The sequence below is a fragment of the Stenotrophomonas sp. GW821-FHT01H02A genome (assembly GCF_059422145.1).
The window spans coordinates 152,464-171,499 of record NZ_JBWKWI010000009.1 but is presented as its reverse complement, the minus strand read 5'-3'; the positions used below and the strand labels follow the sequence as shown (position 1 = coordinate 171,499).

At 67.5% G+C, this 19,036-nt stretch carries 14 protein-coding genes and 1 riboswitch; of the genes, 10 read left to right on the top strand and 4 right to left on the bottom strand.

Features of this window, described 5'->3' with window-relative positions:
- The first annotated feature begins 61 nt into the window (after nucleotides 1–61).
- Nucleotides 62–2,209: a S46 family peptidase gene (locus tag AC07WC_RS14750; RefSeq protein ID WP_495210661.1), complete on the top strand. Its 2,148-nt coding sequence runs from the start codon at nucleotides 62–64 to the stop codon at nucleotides 2,207–2,209.
- Nucleotides 2,210–2,287: 78 nt separating this feature from the next.
- Nucleotides 2,288–5,749, top strand: coding sequence for a hybrid sensor histidine kinase/response regulator (locus AC07WC_RS14745; RefSeq protein WP_495210660.1), 3,462 nt, complete (start codon nucleotides 2,288–2,290; stop codon nucleotides 5,747–5,749).
- A 24-nt stretch (nucleotides 5,750–5,773) separates the two neighbouring features.
- Here AC07WC_RS14745 and mntP read toward each other — a convergent pair whose 3' ends face one another.
- The 3 genes from mntP to acs form a co-directional block, all read right to left on the bottom strand.
- Complete coding sequence (gene mntP / locus AC07WC_RS14740; RefSeq protein ID WP_495210659.1) at nucleotides 5,774–6,352, bottom strand: manganese efflux pump MntP; 579 nt, start codon at nucleotides 6,350–6,352, stop codon at nucleotides 5,774–5,776.
- A gap of 15 nt (nucleotides 6,353–6,367) precedes the next feature.
- A riboswitch (yybP-ykoY riboswitch) is annotated at nucleotides 6,368–6,531 on the bottom strand.
- Between the two features lie 186 nt (nucleotides 6,532–6,717).
- Complete coding sequence (locus AC07WC_RS14735) at nucleotides 6,718–7,383, bottom strand: response regulator transcription factor (RefSeq protein ID WP_495210658.1); 666 nt, start codon at nucleotides 7,381–7,383, stop codon at nucleotides 6,718–6,720.
- Nucleotides 7,384–7,561: 178 nt separating this feature from the next.
- Nucleotides 7,562–9,505 (bottom strand): acetate--CoA ligase, encoded by a 1,944-nt coding sequence (gene acs, locus AC07WC_RS14730; RefSeq protein WP_495210657.1) that lies wholly within the window; start codon nucleotides 9,503–9,505, stop codon nucleotides 7,562–7,564.
- A 405-nt stretch (nucleotides 9,506–9,910) separates the two neighbouring features.
- Between acs and AC07WC_RS14725 the strand changes: the two genes are divergently transcribed.
- The 4 genes from AC07WC_RS14725 (at nucleotide 9,911) to xth (ending at nucleotide 15,414) form a co-directional block, all read left to right on the top strand.
- Nucleotides 9,911–11,344: a DcaP family trimeric outer membrane transporter gene (locus AC07WC_RS14725; protein ID WP_495210656.1), complete on the top strand. Its 1,434-nt coding sequence runs from the start codon at nucleotides 9,911–9,913 to the stop codon at nucleotides 11,342–11,344.
- Between the two features lie 66 nt (nucleotides 11,345–11,410).
- Nucleotides 11,411–13,066, top strand: coding sequence for an MFS transporter (locus AC07WC_RS14720; RefSeq protein ID WP_495210655.1), 1,656 nt, complete (start codon nucleotides 11,411–11,413; stop codon nucleotides 13,064–13,066).
- A gap of 123 nt (nucleotides 13,067–13,189) precedes the next feature.
- Nucleotides 13,190–14,605, top strand: coding sequence for a coniferyl aldehyde dehydrogenase (locus tag AC07WC_RS14715; protein WP_495210654.1), 1,416 nt, complete (start codon nucleotides 13,190–13,192; stop codon nucleotides 14,603–14,605).
- A gap of 41 nt (nucleotides 14,606–14,646) precedes the next feature.
- Nucleotides 14,647–15,414: an exodeoxyribonuclease III gene (gene xth, locus AC07WC_RS14710; protein ID WP_495210653.1), complete on the top strand. Its 768-nt coding sequence runs from the start codon at nucleotides 14,647–14,649 to the stop codon at nucleotides 15,412–15,414.
- Between the two features lie 63 nt (nucleotides 15,415–15,477).
- On the opposite strand, the gene AC07WC_RS14705 is transcribed toward xth, so the two are convergent.
- Nucleotides 15,478–15,729 carry a GlsB/YeaQ/YmgE family stress response membrane protein gene (locus tag AC07WC_RS14705; RefSeq protein ID WP_070426235.1) on the bottom strand — a complete coding sequence of 84 codons (252 nt, stop codon included), beginning with the start codon at nucleotides 15,727–15,729 and terminating at the stop codon, nucleotides 15,478–15,480.
- A gap of 90 nt (nucleotides 15,730–15,819) precedes the next feature.
- Here AC07WC_RS14705 and AC07WC_RS14700 point away from each other — a divergent pair, with 90 nt between their 5' ends.
- The 4 genes from AC07WC_RS14700 to AC07WC_RS14685 all read left to right on the top strand — a co-directional run bounded on the left by AC07WC_RS14700 (nucleotide 15,820) and on the right by AC07WC_RS14685 (nucleotide 19,030).
- Nucleotides 15,820–16,419 carry a 4'-phosphopantetheinyl transferase family protein gene (locus AC07WC_RS14700; protein WP_495210652.1) on the top strand — a complete coding sequence of 200 codons (600 nt, stop codon included), beginning with the start codon at nucleotides 15,820–15,822 and terminating at the stop codon, nucleotides 16,417–16,419.
- Between the two features lie 50 nt (nucleotides 16,420–16,469).
- Nucleotides 16,470–17,108, top strand: a complete 639-nt coding sequence (gene rsmG / locus AC07WC_RS14695; RefSeq protein WP_495210651.1) for a 16S rRNA (guanine(527)-N(7))-methyltransferase RsmG — start codon at nucleotides 16,470–16,472, stop codon at nucleotides 17,106–17,108.
- A 201-nt stretch (nucleotides 17,109–17,309) separates the two neighbouring features.
- Nucleotides 17,310–18,107 (top strand): ParA family protein, encoded by a 798-nt coding sequence (locus tag AC07WC_RS14690; protein WP_019185613.1) that lies wholly within the window; start codon nucleotides 17,310–17,312, stop codon nucleotides 18,105–18,107.
- Nucleotides 18,107–19,030, top strand: a complete 924-nt coding sequence (locus AC07WC_RS14685) for a ParB/RepB/Spo0J family partition protein (RefSeq protein ID WP_495210650.1) — start codon at nucleotides 18,107–18,109, stop codon at nucleotides 19,028–19,030. Before AC07WC_RS14690 ends, AC07WC_RS14685 begins: the two co-directional genes overlap by 1 nt.
- Nucleotides 19,031–19,036: the final 6 nt, after the last annotated feature.

Here is a 19,036-nt window from a genome sequence, read left to right as displayed (position 1 = left end):
GTTGCCCTGCCGGGCCTCAGTGGCTAAGGTCTCGGGCTGTTCTGACGTACCGGAAGTGCCCATGTCTTCACGTAAACCCCTCACCGCCGCGCTGGCGCTTGGCCTGACCCTCGCCGCCGGTGCCCATGCCGACGAAGGCATGTGGATGCCGACCCAGCTGCCGGACCTGGCCAAACCGCTGAAGGCGGCCGGCTTCAAGGGCAACCCGGGCGACCTGGCCAATGTCACCGCGCCGCCGTTGAGCGCGGTGGTGCGGGCCGGTGGCGGCACCGGTTCGTTCGTCTCCGACGACGGGCTGCTGCTGACCAACCACCATGTCGCCATGGGCGTGATCCAGTACAACACCTCGCCCGAGCACAACCTGATCAACGAGGGCTTCATCGCCAAGGGCCGCAGCGACGAGCGCGCGGCCAATCCGGATTTCCGCGTGCTGGTCACGGTCGGGTTCGACAAGGTCACCGATGAGGTGCTGCGCGATGCGCGCGGCAAGACCGGGCGGGCGTACTTCGATGCGGTGGATCGCGCCAGCAAGCAGCTGGTGGCCGACTGCGAGAAGGAAGGCAACATCCGCTGCAGCGTGGCGGACATGTACTACGGCACCGATTTCTATCGCATCCGCCAGCTCGAGCTGAGCGATGTGCGCCTGGTCTACGCGCCGCCACGCGCGATCGGCAACTACGGCGATGAGATCGACAACTTCATGTGGCCGCGCCACACCGGCGATTTCACCCTGCTGCGTGCTTACGTCGGCAAGGATGGCAAGCCCGCGCCGTACAGCGTGGACAACGTGCCGTACCACCCGCCGGCGCACCTGAAGATGGCGATCGACGGCCCGAAGACCGGCGACTACGCGATGCTGGCCGGCTATCCGGGCATCACCTACCGCCATCGCACCGCCGCCGAATTCGCCAGCCAGATCGATGCGGTGCTGCCGCGCCGCGTGTCGGTGTACCAGCAGATGATCGACACCATCGAGTCGGCCAGTGCCAAGGACGCGCAGGCCCGTACTCGTTACGCCTCGCAGCTGCAGTCGCTGAAGAACAACCGCAAGCGCGCCGCCGGTGAGCTGGAAGGCCTGCTGCGCAGCGACGCCAAGGCCCAGCGTGCCGCCGATGAAACGGCGATGCTGCAGGCCACCGATGCCCGGTACCAGGGCGACATCCAGTCGCTGCTGACCTCGCTGTCCAGCGGCGCCTCGGTGGGCGAGCGCGATCTGCTGCTCGACCTGATGGCGGCGCAGAGCCAGCTGCTGCGCTCGGCACTGACCCTGGAGCGCCTGCGCATCGAATCGGCCAAGCCCGATGCCGAGCGCGACAGCGGCTACCAGCAGCGCGATCTGGCGCTGATCGAAGGCGTGCTCAAGCAGGTCCAGCGCCGCTACGATCCGGCCATCGAAAAAGCCCTGCTGACCACGCTGCTGACCCGTTACCAGCAGCTGCCCGACGCCCAGCGCGTGCCCGAGTTCGACGCGGCCTTCGGCCGTACCCCGGCCGCGCTGGCCAAGACCCTGGACACGCTGTACGCCAGCACCCACCTGGGCGACGAAGCCGAGCGCCTGTCGCGCTTTGCCGCAGCCAAGGAGGGCAAGGCGCTGGCGCACGATCCGCTGATCGACCTCGCCGGCCCGCTGGTGGCCGCGCAGCTGCGCCTGGATGACGAACGCAAGACCCGCGAAGGCGAGCAGCTGCGCCTGCGCCCGGCCTACATGCAGGCATTGTTTGCCTGGCGTGCCAAGCAGGGCCGCGCGGTCTACCCGGATGCGAACCGTACGCTGCGCATCAGCTACGGCAAGGTCGAAGCGCTGTCGCCGCGCGACGCCGTGCATTTCGACCCGGTGACCACCGTGGCCGGCATCGTCGAGAAGAACACCAATGCCTATCCGTTCGATGCGCCAAAGCCGCTGTTGGACGCGATCGCCAAGGGCGACTTCGGCTCCACCGCCGATCCGGTGCTGAAGACCCAGACGGTCAACTTCCTGACCAACCTGGACACCACCGGCGGCAACTCCGGTTCGCCGGTGCTCAACGCCAAGGGCGAACTGATCGGCCTGAACTTCGACAGCAACTGGGAGTCGGTCAGCGCCAGCTGGTGGTTCGACCCGCGCTTCAAGCGCGCGGTGCACGTGGACATGCGCTACCTGCGCTGGCTGCTGGCCAAGGTCTACCCGGCGCCGGAACTGCTGAAGGAAATGGGCGTTCCCGCCGAGTAAGCGGCGCCGGCCGCCCCTGTAGCGCCACGACCAACGGTCGTGGCCTACACTGCGGGCTGCTCTCGCGGAAACAACCCTGTGGTTTCTAGCTGGATCCTGCTGCTGGTCTCGGTGGTCTACGCCGCGCTGCTGTTCGCCGTGGCGTGGTGGGGCGACCGCCGCCCGATGTATCCGGACCGGCCATGGCTGCGCCCGGTGGTCTACAGCCTGGCGCTGGCGGTGTACTGCTCGTCGTGGACGTTCTACGGCGCGGTCGGCACGGCGGTGCGCAACGGGATCGGCTATCTGCCCATCTACCTGGGGCCCCTGCTGCTGTGGGTGTTCGGCTGGCGCATCATCGAGCGCCTGGCACTGATCGCACGCAGCCAGAACGTCGTCTCCATCGCCGATTTCATCTCCTCGCGGTTCGGCCGCTCGCGGCGGCTGGCCGCGCTGGTGGCGGTGATCGCACTGATCGGCATCGTGCCGTACCTGGCCCTGCAGTACAAAGCCGTGGCGATGAGCCTGCAGGTGCTGACCGGCAACGTCGGCCCGACCGGCTTCTTCACCGACCCCGCGCTGTACGTGGCGCTGCTGATGGCCTTGTTCGCCACGCTGTTTGGTACCCGCCAGGTGGATGCCACCGAGCACCACCACGGCATGATGCTGGCGATCGCACTGGAATCGATGATCAAGCTGATCGCGATGGTTGCGCTGGGTCTGTTCGCCTACCTGTGGCTCAACGACCGCACCGATGCGGTGATCGAGTCCGCGCATACGCTGTTCAGCGGCCTGCCGCCGGTCGGCTTCATCTCGCAGACGCTGCTCAGCTTCCTGGCGATCATCTGCCTGCCGCGCCAGTTCCATGTGGCGGTGGTGGAGTGTGGCGACGTGCGCGACATCCGCCGCGCGCGCTGGATGTTCGGTGCCTACCTGGTGATCATTTCGGCGATGGTGATCCCGATCGCCACCGCCGGCGTGACCCTGTTCGGCACCGGTGGCAGTGTCGCCGACGACAGCATGGTGCTGGCCCTGCCGCTGGCCGAGGGCCGCAAGTTCCTGGCGCTGGTCGCCTATGTCGGCGGTTTCTCGGCCGCGACCGGCATGGTCATCGTGGCCTCGATCGCGCTGGCCACCATGGTCAGCAACGACCTGGTGATGCCGGTGCTGCTGCGCCGCAGTGGCGATCACCAGGAGGCGGCCGACGTCGCCTCGCGCGTGTTGTGGATCCGGCGCACGGCGATCCTGCTGCTGGCCCTGGTGGCCTACAGCTACTACCGCGGCAGCAGCAACGACAGCACCCTGGCCTCCTACGGGCTGATGGCCTTCGCGGCCGTGGCGCAGTTCGCGCCCGGCCTGATCGGCGGCCTGTACTGGCGCGGCGCCAGCCGCCGGGGCGTGGAGGTTGGCATGCTGCTCGGCTTCGGCACGTGGGTGTACACGCTGCTGTTGCCCGCGCTCACGCATGCCGGCTGGATGGACGAGGCCTGGCTGGTGCAGGGGCCGTTCGGGATCGGCTGGCTGCAGCCGCAGCATCTGTTCGGCATGAGCGGCTGGGACCCGTTGACCCACGGCACGTTCTGGTCGCTGCTGGTCAATGTCGCGGCGATGGTGCTGGTCTCGGTGCGCTGGCGCCCGGGCGTGGACGAGCGCCTGCGTGCCGCGCCGTTCCTGGACCCGTACGCGCAGCGCCCCTCGGTGGCCGGCGTGTGGCCCGGCAACGTGCATGTGGGCGATCTGCTGGCGCTGGCCTCGCGGGTGGTCGGTGACCGCCATGCGCGCCGGTCGTTCTTCGAGCAGGCGCAGTCGATGGACCGCGAGCTGCAGGCCTCCGCACCGGCGGACCGGGCCTGGGTGCAGTTCACCGAGCGCCTGCTGGCGGCCTCGATCGGCGCCGCCTCGGCGCGCCTGCTGCTGACCAGCCTGCTGCGCGGCTCGGGCATGGACCTGGGGGAAGTGGTGGCGGTGCTCGACGAAGCCGGGCAGGAGCTGCGCTTCAACCGCGAGATTCTTTCCACCACGCTGGAGAACATCAGTGCCGGCGTCAGCGTGGTCGACCCGGACATGCGCCTGACCGCCTGGAACCGCCGCTACCAGCAGATGTTCGGGTACCCCGACGGGATGCTCTACGTCGGCCGCCCGGTGGCGGACCTGATCCGCTACAACGCCGAGCGCGGTGAACTGGGCGAGGGCGACATCGAGGTGCAGATCAACCGCCGCATCGGCTACATGCGCGCCGGTTCGCCGCATATCTTCGAGCGCACCCGCAGCGACGGCAAGGTGATCGAAATGCGCGGCCAGGCGCTGCCCGGCGGCGGCTATGTCACCAGCTACAACGACATCACCGACTACAAGCACGCCGAGCGCGCGCTGCTGGAAGCCAACGAGACGCTGGAGCAGCGCGTCGCCGAGCGCTCGCACGAGGCCGAGATGGCACAGCAGTCCAAGACCCGCTTCCTGGCGGCGATCAGCCATGACGTGCTGCAGCCGCTCAATGCGGCGCGCCTGTTCGCCTCGGCGCTGCGTGAGAGCCACCACAACAACGAAGAGCAGCGGCACCTGGCCGAGCGCGTGGATGCCTCGCTGCGTGCCGCCGAGGAGTTGCTGGATGGCCTGCTGGATGTCTCCCGCCTGGACGCCGGCGGCCTGCATCCGGTGATCGGCGATTTCGATGTCAGCCTGCTGATGCGCGAGCTGGCGGCGCAGTACTCGCCCGTCGCCGCCGGGCGTGGGCTGCGCATGGATCTGTTCGCGCGCCCGGCCTGGGTACGCAGCGATCGCCGCCTGCTGCGTCGCGTGCTGCAGAACTTCCTGGCCAACGCACTGCGCTATACGCGGCAGGGCCGCATCGTGCTGGCCGTGCGCCATCGCGGGCCGGAAGTGGAGCTGCAGGTCTGGGATACCGGCCCGGGCATCCCCGAACACCACATGCAGCAAATCTTCGACGAGTTCCACCGCTACCAGCAGCCGTTCGACTGGGGCGAACAGGGGCTGGGGCTGGGCCTGTCGATCTGCCAGCGCATCTCGCGCCTGCTCGACCACCGCCTCAACGCCCGCAGCCGGGTCGGCAGCGGCAGCATGTTCTCGATCCTGCTGCCGTTGGTCGCTGCGCCGCAGCTGCCGGCCGCGTCGTCGTCGTCATCGTCCTCGCCGGCACCGAGCCCGGTGAGCCGTGCCGATTCATTGGCCGGCATGCGCGTGTTGTGCGTGGACAACGACCAGGAAATCCTGGACGGCATGCGCGCGCTGCTGGGGCGCTGGCAGGTGCAGGTGATCACCGCCAGCACGGTCGACCAGGCACTTGATAAGGTCGTCGAGCGGCCGGATGTGATGCTGGTGGATTACCACCTGCACGACCGCCTGGATGGGTTGGATACGCTGGTGGCGCTGGGCCAGAAGGCGGGCCGCGCGATTCCCGGTGCGCTGCTCACCGCCGATGGCCGCGATGAACTCAAGCGGATGGCGCGCGACCGTGGCTACCGGTTGTTGACCAAGCCGATCAAGCCGGCTTCGCTGCGCGCCTTCCTGGCCGCCTTCCACGACACCCGCGGCGATCTCTAGCCGCGGGACCGTGCGGGTGCCTGGTCAGGCCATGGCACCGCTGAGGTGTTCGTACAGGATGGTCGAGCCGATGATGATCAGGATCAGGCCGCCGATGATTTCCGCGCGCTTGCCGACCATGCCGCCCAGCACGCGGCCGAGCATGATCCCCACGGTCACCATGGTCAGCGTACACAGACCGATGATCAGGGCCATGACGCCGATATGCACGTCCAGGAAAGCCAGGCCGATGCCCACCGCCATCGCATCGATGCTGGTGGCGAAACCGGTCACCGCCAGGCGCCAGAAGCCATGGTGCTTGCTGGTGTCTTCGTCCTCGGCACCGTCATCCGGGCGGAGCCCGTTGATGATCATGTGCACGCCCAGCGCACCGAGCAGGCCGAACGCGATCCAGTGATCGAAGGCCTCAACGTACTGCAGCGCGGCGCGGCCGAGCAGCCAGCCGATCACCGGGGTGATGCCTTCGATGACACCGAAAATGAGGCCGGCGCGCAGCGCGTCGGAGAAACGTGGCTTGCGCATGGCTGCGCCTTTGCCGATCGCCGCGGCGAAGGCGTCGGTGGACATGGCAAAGCCGATCAGCAGGATCGAAACAGGGGACATTGGGGTACGCGGCAGGTCGGGCGATATCGAGCAACGGACCGCGAACGCGCCCAACCTGTCGTTGCGCACGCGGACCGCTGGTCTCGCCAACCACGATGGTTGCCCGCACCACGGCGCACTGGCCGAGTATGTTGATGCGGGCGATTCCTGCAGCAGGAATCCGGCTACTCCCCAAGGGGACGCGAAGCTTAGCACCGGGCCTGCAGCGTGGCGCATCCAGCGCGAATTGCGCAGGTAACGCTGGACTTCATAGCCCTGGCTATAAGCCGAGGCGGGTAGAGCCGACCGTTGGTCGGCTGCACGGCGTGATCGGGCTCTGCAGCCGACCAGCGGTCGGCTCTACGCCACCGATCCGCGCGGTGCGCTCAATCCTCTTCCGGCGGCAGCACGATCTGCTCGTCATCGATGGCCAGCTTGCCGGCCATCAGCACCGCCTGGGTGCGATTGGTCACGCCGAGCTTGCGCAGGATCGCGGTGACGTGCGCCTTGATCGTCGCTTCGGAGACGTTGAGGTCGTAGGCGATCTGCTTGTTGAGGCGACCGGCGCCGAGCATCTGCAGCACGCGGAACTGCTGTGGGGTCAGCTCGCGCAGGCGCTGGCCGATCTCACGCTCTTCGCGGCCGGTTGGGGGCACGTTGTGTGCTTCCGGCGGGGCCCAGGTCTCGCCATCGAGGATGGTGCCCAGGGCATGGCCGATCGTGTCCGAGTCGGCGGATTTGGGGATGAAACCGAATGCACCGTGGTCGAGCGCGCGGCGCATTACCGTGGGCTCCTCGCGCGCGGACACCACCACCACCGGCAGCTGCGGGTGCAGGGCACGCATGTGGACCAACGCGTTGAATCCCTGCGCACCGGGCATGTTGAGGTCCATCAGGACCAGGTCGGCGTCGGTGTGCTGGTCGGCGAGCTGGTACAGCGCTTCCACGCTGTCCGCTTCGTACAGCTGCACGCCGGGGATGACGCGTTGCACGGCGCCGCGAAGTGCTTCGCGGAACAGCGGGTGGTCATCGGCAATCAGGAGGGTTGTCATGGTGGGGGCCATGTTGCGAAAGGGGTAACACGACGTAACGGAACGATTGCATCGCGATGACAGCCCACTGGGTCAGGGGGCAGCCGCGCAGCGGCGGGGGTGTGGGTGATGGTGAGAAGGGGCCCACGGTCCGCTTGCGGACCGTGGGAGCGACAGCGCGAATGCGATGTGGCGACCCTTACTTCACTTTCCGCTCTTCCACCAGCGACGCCACGACCGATGGATCGGCCAGGGTCGAGGTGTCGCCGAGCTGGTCCGGTGCGTTCTCGGCGATCTTGCGCAGGATGCGCCGCATGATCTTGCCCGAGCGCGTCTTCGGCAGGCCGGGTGCCCACTGCAGATGATCGGGCGCGGCGATCGGGCCGATCTCCTTGCGTACCCAGGCCACCAGTTCCTTGTGCAGCGCCTCGCTCGGGGTCTCGTCGGCGATCAGGGTCACGTAGGCGTAGATGCCCTGGCCCTTGATGTCGTGCGGGAAGCCGACCACGGCCGCTTCGGCGACCTTCGGGTGCGAGACCAGCGCGCTTTCCACTTCGGCGGTGCCGATGCGGTGGCCGGAGACGTTGATCACGTCGTCCACGCGGCCGGTGATCCAGTAGTAGCCGTCCTCGTCGCGGCGGCAGCCGTCACCGGTGAAGTAGCTGCCCGGGTAGGTGCGGAAATAGGTGTCGATGAAGCGCTGATGATCGCCATAGACGGTGCGCATCTGGCCCGGCCACGAGTCACGGATGATCAGGTTGCCTTCGGTCGCGCCTTCCTGGATCTCGCCATCGGCGTTGACCAGGGCCGGCTGCACGCCGAAGAAGGGCAGGGTGGCCGAGCCCGGCTTGAGATCGACCGCGCCGGCCAGTGGCGAGATCAGGATGCCGCCGGTTTCGGTCTGCCACCAGGTATCCACGATCGGGCAGCGGCTGTCGCCAACCACTTCGTAGTACCAGCGCCACGCTTCCGGATTGATCGGCTCACCGACGCTGCCAAGCAGGCGCAGCGAACGGCGCGAGGTGCGCTTGACCGGTGCATCGCCTTCGCGCATCAACGCGCGGATGGCGGTCGGGGCGGTGTAGAAGATGGTGACCTGGTGCTTGTCGATCACCTCCCAGAACCGCGAGGTGTTCGGGAAATTCGGCACGCCTTCGAACATCACCGAGGTCGCGCCATTGGCCAGCGGCCCGTACACGATGTAGCTGTGGCCGGTGACCCAGCCGACGTCGGCGGTGCACCAGTAGATGTCCTCCTCGCGCAGGTCGAACACCGCTTCGTGGGTGTAGGCCGCATACAGCAGGTAACCGCCGGTGGTGTGCAGCACGCCTTTGGGCTTGCCGGTGGAGCCGGAGGTGTAGAGGATGAACAGCGGGTCCTCGGCATTCATGCGCTCGGGTTCGCACTCGGTCGGCTGCGGGTCCACCACATCGTGGAACCAACGGTCACGCGGGGCCTGCATGTCCACCGCGCCGCCGGTGTGGCGAACCACCAGCACCGTTTCCACGGTGGTGGTGCCGGGCAGCTTCAGTGCGGCATCGACGTTGGCTTTCAGTGGAATCTTCTTGCCACCGCGGAGTCCTTCATCGGCGGTGATGATCAGCTTGCTGCCGCAGTCGATGACGCGATCGGCGATCGAGTTCGGCGCAAAGCCGCCGAACACCACCGAGTGGATCGCACCGATACGCGCGCAGGCCAGCATGGCCACGGCGGCGTCGACGATCATCGGCAGGTAGATGGTGACCCGGTCACCCTTCTTGACGCCGAGGTTGCGCAGCGCGTTGCCGAGGCGGCAGGTGCGCTCATACAGCTCGCGGTAGGTGACGCCCTGGGCAGGCGCATCGGGACTGTCCGGTTCGAACAGCAGGGCGATCTTGTCGCCGCGTTTGTCGAGCTGGCGGTCCAGGCAGTTGACGCTGGCGTTGAGTTCGCCGTCCTCGAACCACTTGATGCGGAAATCGTCGAGCTGGTAGCTGACGTTCTTGATGCGGGTTGGTTTCTTGAACCAGTCCAGGCGCTCGGCGGCCTTGCCCCAGAAGGCGTCCGGATGCTCCACCGATTCGCGGTAGAGCTGCTGGTACGTGTTCCTGTCGATCCGCGATGCCGCGGCGAACGCGGCGTCGACGGGGTAAAGATCAGCCATGGCACCCTCACTTGCACGTTGACTTGGGTTGTGCGGTCGCAGCATACGCGACGACCTCTCCCGCTCAGTTTGCCGCATCCACCCGCCTGCGCGGTATCGGGGTGGTTAGACCATGGTCGAACGCTGTCCACCCCGATATGACATGGCCGTCGATCCCGGTGGCACATGACCGTTCGCCGCGGTAGCGCGCGACCGTTGGTCGTGAGGCACTGCGTACCAACCAACGGTCGGTACCTACGCGGTGCCTTCGGCACCTGCCGGTCGCCGGAGGCGCCCGGGTCGTACTCGCCCCCGGGGGGCGAGTACGACTAATGGCCAATAGCTTCGGTGCGTCACCGCGCCGCACCCTCGGCTCGACCGTGCCCCACGCGCGGCATCACTTTGCCACCCGGGAGAGAGGGCAACATGAGCCACCGTTTGCTGAGGACGACACGCCGGCCGTTGGCCGCCGCCCTGTTCGTCGCACTGATCGCGCCAGGCATGGCGTTCGCTGAAACCGCAAAAGAAAGAGCGCTGGAAGCCCGCGTCGTCGAGCTCGAGCGCCAGGTCCAGCTGCTGCTGTCCAACCAGCAGCAACAGCAGGCCCAGATCAGCCAGGCCCAGACCGATGTCACCGCCGTGCGCACGGTCCAGGCGCAGCAACCGGCGGCGGCCACGGTGCCGGCCGGCAAGCAGCCGATCCAGGTCACCACCATCACCCCGGGCGCCGCGCCGGGTACCACGGTCAAGATCGGCGGCTTCATCAAGGCCGACTTCCTGGCCACCCAGACCGGTGACGGCCAGCTGGCCGACGACGCCACCGGCCGCGCGCTGTACCTGCCGGGCCAGACCCCGGTGGCCGGTGCCGGCGGTAGCGGCAGCGGCAAGCGCTCGGACGTGGACTACAACGCCCACGCCAAGTTCTCGCGCTTCAACCTCGGCATCGACAACGTCAGCGAGGCCGGCAACAAGTCCGGCGCGTTCTTCGAGATGGACTTCTTCGGCAACTCGCTGGGCAACCAGACCGCGACCAATACCTACGGTGCGACCCTGCGTCATGCCTACATGTACTGGAACAACTGGATGGCCGGCCAGACCTGGTCGAACTTCATGGACGCGGCCTCGCTGCCGGAAGCGGCCGACTTCGTTGGCCCGACCGACGGCGTGATCTTCGTGCGCCAGGCCCAGATCCGCTATACCCAGGGCGGCTTCAGCGTCGCGCTGGAAAACCCGGAAACCACCTTGCTCACCGGTACCCGCAACCCGGTCACCGGCGTGTGGACCAACGTGGCCAGCAACTCCGACCGCGGGGCGCTGCCGGACCTGACCCTGCGCTATGGCTGGAAGGGCGACTGGGGCACCTTCGGGGTCGGCGGCGTGGTCCGCCAGCTGAAGGTCGACAACCAGGCCACCGGTGCCGATGCGGACAAGATCGCCGGCGGCCTCACCCTGGGCGGCAAGTGGGTGATGGGCCCGACCGATACGCTGCATTACCAGGTCACCGGTGGTGAAGGCATCGCGCGTTACATCGGCCTGGGCGTCACCGCCGATACCGCGTATGACATCGCCCGTGACGAACTCAACCCGACCGGCGTGCTGGCCGGCTACGTGGGCTGGCGCCACGCCTTCACCCCGAAGCTGCGCACCAACCTGATCTACGCGCGCAGCGATTACGACAACGACGGCAGCCTCGGCCCGCTGGTCACCAAGAGCGTACAGAGCATCCGCGGCAACGTGTTCTACACGCCGCTGCCCAAGGTCGATGTCGGCGCCGAGCTGATGTACGGCGTGCGCGAGATCGAGGATGGCCGCAAGGGCGATATCAGCCGCCTGCAGTTCACGACGAAATACAGCTTCTAAAACAGAAAACGCGTGCCGGCGTACAGCCGGCACACCACCACGATTGCTTCGGAGGGGAAGCGTCCCATGTCAACAACACCTGCACCGGCGAAAGCCCAACTTACCCAGGGACACAAGAAGGTCATCTTCGCGTCCAGCCTGGGTACCGTCTTCGAGTGGTACGACTTCTTCCTGTACGGCTCGCTCGCCGCGATCATCGCCAAGCAGTTCTTCAGCGGTGTCAATGAAACCACCGGCATGATCTTCGCCCTGCTGGCGTTCGCGGCCGGCTTCTTCGTGCGCCCGTTCGGCGCGGCCTTCTTCGGCAGCCTCGGCGACCGCATCGGCCGCAAGTACACCTTCCTGGTCACGATCCTGATCATGGGCATCTCGACCTTCCTGGTCGGCGTGCTGCCCAACTACGCCTCGATCGGTTTCGCCGCCCCGGTGATCCTGATCATCCTGCGCCTGGCCCAGGGCCTGGCGATGGGTGGCGAATACGGCGGTGCCGCGACCTACGTCGCCGAGCATGCACCGGCCGACAAGCGTGGCCTGTACACCAGCTTCATCCAGTGCACCGCGACGCTGGGCCTGTTCATGTCGCTGCTGATCATCCTGGCCTGCCGCTACTTCCTGGGCAATGAAGCGTTCGAAGCCTGGGGCTGGCGCATTCCTTTCCTGGTCTCGATCGTGCTGCTGGGCATCTCGGTGTGGATCCGCCTGCAGCTGAGCGAGTCCCCGCTGTTCCAGCAGATGAAGGCCGAGGGCAAGGGCTCCAAGACCCCGTTCCGTGACAGCCTCAAGGACGGCAACCTCAAGCTGATGCTGCTGGTCCTGCTCGGTGCCGCGGCTGGCCAGGCGGTGGTCTGGTACGGCGGCCAGTTCTACGCGCTGTTCTTCCTGAGCAGCATGCTCAAGGTCGATGCGACCACCTCCTACCTGCTGATCGCCGCGGCCCTTGCGCTGGGCGTGCCGTTCTTCATCTTCTTCGGCTGGCTGTCCGACCGTATCGGCCGCAAGAAGATCATCCTCGCTGGCTGCCTGCTGGCCGCGATCACCTACATCCCGATCTTCAAGGGCCTGACCCACTTCGCCAACCCGGCCATCGAAGAAGCCCGCACCAACTCGCCGGCGCTGGTCAATGCCGATCCGAACACCTGCTCGTTCCAGTTCGATCCGGTCGGCCTGCGCAAGTTCACCAGCTCCTGCGACGTGGCCACCGCGGCCCTGACCAAGGCCGGTGTGCCCTACGACGTGAAGCCGGCCCCGGCCGGTACCCTGGCGACGGTCAACGTGGGCAGTACCGCCGTGACGTCCTACGAGGCCGCCGGCCTGACCAAGGACGAGCTCAAGGCCAAGGGCGATGCCTTCGGTGGCGAGCTGAAGGGTGCACTGACCGCCGCCGGCTACCCGGCCAAGGCGGATGGTGCACGCATCAACATCCCCGGCACGATCTTCATGCTGTGGCTGCTGGTGCTGTACGTGACCATGGTCTACGGCCCGATCGCCGCCTACCTGGTCGAGCTGTTCCCGACCCGCATCCGCTACACCTCGATGTCGCTGCCGTACCACATCGGCAACGGCTGGTTCGGTGGCTTCCTGCCGGCGATTTCCTTCGCGCTGGTGGCCGGTACCGGCAACCTCTACTACGGCCTGTGGTACCCGATCATCATCGCGTTGATGACGGTCGTGGTCGGTGGCCTGTTCCTGCATGAAACCAAGGACGTGGACATCACCAAGTAACGGTGGTCGCCGCGGTATGACGGAGGGGCCGCGATGCGAATCGCGGCCCTTTTGTTTGTCGGGTAGTGCCGGCCGCTGGCCGGCACTACCGATCATCACGTTCTGTGCGGCTATAGTCGGCCCATGAGCGATGCCCCCACCGATCCTGCGGCGCTCGCCGCGATCCTGCAGACCCTGCGTACCGCCTGGCAGGCCAACCGCCCGGCGCTGGAGCAGCGTCGAGACGACCTGCAGCGCCTGCGTGCTGCGCTGAAGGCGCGCCTGCCCGAGATGGCGGCAGCGATCTCCGCTGATTTCGGCCACCGCTCCACCCACGAATCACTGATCGCCGATGGCATGACCGTGCTCGGCGACATCGATCACCTGTGCAGCCACCTGCGCGGCTGGATGCGTCCGCGCCGGGTCGGCGTCGGTTGGCGGTTCTGGCCGGCGCGCGCGCAGACCCGGCCGGTGCCACTGGGCGTGGTCGGGGTGATCTCCCCCTGGAACTACCCGGTCAACCTGGCCCTGATTCCACTGGCGACCGCGATCGCCGCCGGCAACCACGTCATCCTCAAGCCATCCGAGCACACGCCGCGCACCAGCGCATTCCTGCAGTCGCTGCTGGCGGAGGTGTTCCCTGCGGACCGCGTGGCCGTCGTGCAGGGCGATGGGGACCTGGCCAGCGCCCTGGCCGGCGCGCCGTTGGACCACCTGGTGTTCACCGGCTCCACCGCCATCGGCCGCAAGGTCATGGCGGCTGCCGCGGCGCACCTGACCCCGCTGACGCTGGAACTCGGCGGTAAATCCCCGGCCATCGTCTGCAGCGATTACCCGCTGGAGAAGGCCGCCGCGCGCCTGGCCACCGGAAAATTCTTCAATGCCGGCCAGACCTGCATCGCCCCGGACTACGTGCTGATCGACGGCCATCGCCAGCGCGAACTGGTGCAGCAGCTGCAGACGCAGGTGCAGGCGCGCTACGGCGATTTCAGCGACGCCGCTGATTACACCCGGATCATCCACGAGGGCCAGTACCAGCGCCTGCGTGGCTACCTCGAGGAAGCCCGCGCGCGCGGGGTGCCGGTGATCGAACTGGCCACCATCGATCCCGAACGTGCCCACCGCGAACGGCTGATCGTCCCGACCATCGTGCTGGATCCGCCGCCGGATCTGGCCTTGATGCGCGAGGAGATCTTCGGCCCGATCCTGCCGGTCTGCGCCTATCCTGATCTGGATGCCGCGATCGCCGGGGTGCAGTCACGCGACCGCCCGCTGGCACTGTACGTTTTCAGTCACGAACGCGCACAGGTCGAGCGGGTGCTGGCGCAGGTGGTGGCCGGCGGCGTCACCGTCAACGACACCCTGCTGCATTTCGCGGTGAATGGCCTGCCGTTCGGCGGCGTCGGCCCGAGTGGCATGGGCGCGTATCACGCGCGCGCCGGCTTCGATGCGATGAGCAAGCAGCTGCCGATCCTGTGGCAGTCGCGCTGGGCGGCCAGTGATCTGCTCAAGCCGCCGTATTCGAAGATTGCCGGGATGGTGAAGGCGATGGTCCGGTAGCGGCTGCCGCCCGACGCACGCTCCACAGGTAGAATGCCCGCATGAAAATCGCCTCCTGGAACGTCAACTCGCTCAACGTGCGCCTGCCGCACCTGGAACAATGGCTCACGGCGTTCGCGCCGGACGTGGTCGGCATCCAGGAAACCAAGATGGAGGACCACAAGTTCCCCGACGCGGTGCTGGCCGGGCTGGGCTACCGCAGCGTGTTTGCCGGGCAGAAGACCTACAACGGCGTCGCGCTGCTCTCGCGTGAGCCGGCGCAGGACGTGCAGATCGGCATTCCCGGCTTCGAGGATGAGCAGAAGCGCGTCATCGCCGGCACCGTCAACGGCGTCCGCATCATCAACCTGTACGTGGTCAACGGGCAGGATGTCGGCACCGACAAGTACGCCTACAAGCTGCGCTGGCTGGAGGCCGTGCATGCCTGGGTCGAGGCCGAGCTGGCCAGGTACCCGGAGCTGGTGGTGATGGGCGACTTCAACATCGCCCCCGATGCCCGCGACGTGCACGACCCGCTGGTCTGGAACGAGAACCACATCCTGACCTCCACCGCCGAGCGCGGCGCCCTGAACAAGCTGCTGCAGCTGGGCCTGCACGATGCCTTCCGCCTGCACAGCGAGGAAGAAGGCGTGTTCAGCTGGTGGGATTACCGTGCCGCCGGGTTCCGCCGCAACCTGGGCCTGCGCATCGACCTGACCCTGGTCTCCGACGCGCTCAAGGCGCGCGCGCTGGCCTCGGGCATCGATCGCGAGCCGCGTACCTGGGAGCGCCCCAGCGACCATGTGCCGGCGTGGGTGCAGTTGGGCTGACCGCGGAAACGACAAGGCCCGGCAGTGCCGGGCCTTGTCGATCCAGCGGTATGCGTGCGCTCGTTACCGGACGCTTCGACGCGTAAACAGATTCACGATCGCAAGCAGGATCACTGCGCCGATCAACGAGAACAGGAACGTGCGGATGGTGATCGCTTCATTGATGCCACCGCCGAACAGCCAACCGGCCAGCAATGCGCCGACGATGCCGACCACGATGTTGAGGATGATGCCTTGCTGCGCGTCCCGCTTCATGATGATGCTGGCAAGCCAGCCCACGATGCCGCCGACGATCAACCAGATGATGATGCCCATAGCGTTGACTCCCTCTGTGCGGTTGCGACCTGTGCAGTTGACGGCACACCCCGTGAAGTCGTCGTGCAGCCGCGATGGCGGGGCCGTGGCATGACCCTGCCGGCCACCCTGGACGGCCCTTGGCGCTTCGGCCCGGTCACGGTCTGGCGCCTGCCGCATGTGCCAGGCACCCGGGGCGAGCCCCAGGCCCGGGTGCTGCTGGCCGAGCAGCTGGGCGGGGCGCCGGAGGACCTGCCGCTGCAGCGCGACCCGCGCGGCCGCCCGGAGCTGCATGGCCCGTTGGCCCATGTAGGCACCGGGTGGAGTCACAGCCACGGCCTGCTGCTGGTCGCGATGGGCGAACGGGTGCGGCTCGGCGTGGACCTGGAACCCCTGCGCCCGCGCCCACGGATGCTGGAGATCGTGCAGCGCTTCTTCCACCCGGGCGAGATCGCCTGGCTGGAATCGCTGGACGAGGACGCCCGCAACCACTGGTTCTTCCGGGTGTGGTGTGCCAAGGAGGCGCTGCTCAAGGCGCAGGGGCAGGGCATCTCCTTCGGCCTGCACCGGCTGCAGCTCGCGCCGGGCATCGATGGCGGCCTGCACCTGGCCTGGTGCGACCCCGAACTGGGGCCGGCCGAGCGCTGGCACCTGCATGAGTGGCAGGCGGCCGATGATTTCCGCGCGGCGCTGGCCTGGCATGCGATGTGAGAGGGGGAGCCGACCAACGGTCGGCGCTACCGACCTGCGATAATGCCGCCATGAACGAACACACCCTCCCCGCCGGCGTGGCCGACGCGCTTGAGCGCGGCCTGGCCGCCATGCAGCTGGACGCCGCGCTGGCACCGCCGCTGCTGACCTACCTGACCCTGCTGGACCGCTGGAACCGCACCTACAACCTCACCGCGATCCGCGACCCGCTGGAGATGGTGACCCGCCATCTGCTCGATTCGCTGGCGATGCAACCGCACCTGGAAACCGGCACCCTGGCCGACCTGGGCACCGGCCCCGGGCTGCCGGGCATCCCGCTGGCCATCGCGCGCCCGCAACTGCAGGTGACCCTGGTCGAAAGCAACGGCAAGAAGGCCCGCTTCATGCGCGAGGCCGTCCGCCAGCTGGGCCTGGGCAACGCCCGCGTGGCCGAGTCGCGCGCCGAGGCGCTGGCCGAACCGGCGGCCTATGACCACCTGACCGCCCGCGCGATGGACACCCTGGCCGGGATCATCCGGGTCGGTGGGCATCTGCTGCGCCCGGGTGGCCGCCTGCTGGCCATGAAAGGCGTGTACCCGCACGACGAGATCGCGCAACTGCCGGCCGGCTGGTCGGTGGAGAAGGTCATGCCGCTGAGCGTCCCCGGGCTGACCGGCGAGCGCCATCTGGTGGTGGTCACCGGCCCGTGAGCCGGTGACGTCCGCCACCGCAGCGCCCGCCCCACGGTCGTCCCGACCCCTTTCCGCGCTGGCCCCATGCCGCCCCGCCGACGTCCCGGCAGGGGCCGCTGCGGTATTGCAGCGCGTGCCTGCCGTGCATCTCACAGTGCATGACACGCCCCATATACGCATAATGACCAGTCCCACTCCCTGCCGATGAGGCTCACCCGCATGGCCCGCATCATCGCCATCGCCAACCAGAAAGGTGGCGTCGGCAAGACCACGACCGCCGTCAATCTGGCCGCTTCCCTGGCTGCTGCACCCAAGCGCGTGCTTCTTGTCGACCTCGATTCCCAAGGCAATGCGACCATGGGCAGCGGCGTGGACAAGCGCGAAGTCGCCGCGTCCACCTGTGATCTGCTGCTGGGCGAAAGCACCGCGGCCGAGGTGCGGGTCAAGACGCCGGAAGGTTTCGACCTGCTCCCGGGCAACATCGACCTGACCGCCGCCGAGATCCAGCTGATGGACCAGAGCGAGCGCGAGCAGCGCCTCAAGCGCGCGCTGGCCCCGATCCGCGACGAATACGACTACATCCTGATCGACTGCCCGCCGGCGCTGTCGCTGCTGACGCTCAACGCGCTGGCCGCCGCCGACTCGGTGATCGTGCCGATGCAGTGCGAGTACTACGCGCTGGAAGGCCTGAGCGCACTGGTGGAAACCATCGAAGCGCTGCGCGCCAACCTCAATCCCGCGCTGGAGATCGAGGGCGTGCTGCGCACCATGTTTGACGTGCGCAACAACCTGGCCAATGCCGTGTCGGCCGAGCTGACCGAGCATTTCGGCGAGCAGGTGTTCCGCACCATCGTGCCGCGCAACGTGCGCCTGGCCGAGGCGCCCAGCCATGGCCAGAGCATCGTCGGGTACGACCGTGCCTCGCGCGGTGGCGTTGCCTATCTCGGCCTGGCCGGCGAGATCATCCGTCGCAACAACCAACGCAAGAAGGCCGACAAGGCTATGGAGACCGCCTGATGAGCACCAAGCCTGCCCTCGGCAAGAAACGCGGCCTCGGCCGTGGCCTCGATGCGCTGTTGGGACCCAAGGGGGCGGTGACGCAGGTGCAGGCAGCGGCCGTGGTCGAACCGCAGCCGGGTGAACTCCTGCGCAAGCTGCCGGTCGGTCATCTGCAACCGGGCAAGTACCAGCCGCGCCGCGACATGGACGAGACCAAGCTCGCCGAGCTGGCCGAGTCGATCAAGGCGCAGGGTGTGATCCAGCCGATCCTGGTCCGCCAGCTCGGCGCGGACAGCTTCGAGATCGTGGCCGGCGAACGCCGCTGGCGCGCTTCCCAGCTGGCTGGACTGGACGAAGTGCCGGTGGTGGTGCGCGAGCTGGAAGACCGCACCGTCATCGCGATGGCGCTGATCGAGAACATCCAGCGTGAAGACCTCAACCCGCTTGAAGAAGCCGAAGCCCTGCAGCGGCTGATCAGCGAATTCGCGCTGACCCATGCCGAGGCCGCCCAGGCCGTCGGCCGCTCGCGCGCGGCGGTGTCCAACCTGCTGCGCCTGCTGGAGCTGCCGATCGCGATCCGCCTGCTGCTGGAAACCCGCCGGTTGGAAATGGGCCATGCCCGCGCGCTGCTGACGCTGGCGCCGGAACTGGCCAGCAAGCTGGCCCAGGAAGCGGCAGACCAGGGCTGGTCGGTGCGTGAAGTGGAACACCGCGCACAGCAGTTCGCTGCCGGCAAGGTCCCCGGCGCACTGCGCAAGAAGCCGGCCGCCAGCGCACCGCAGGCCGATATCGCCTCGCTGGAAACCGAACTGTCCGAGTCGCTGGGCGCCCGCGTGGCGATCAACCACGGCCGCGGCGGCAAGGGCAAGCTGATCATCCATTACACCGACCTGGACACGCTGGACGGCGTGCTCGACCGACTTCGCGCACAGAAGGGCTGAGTCCCC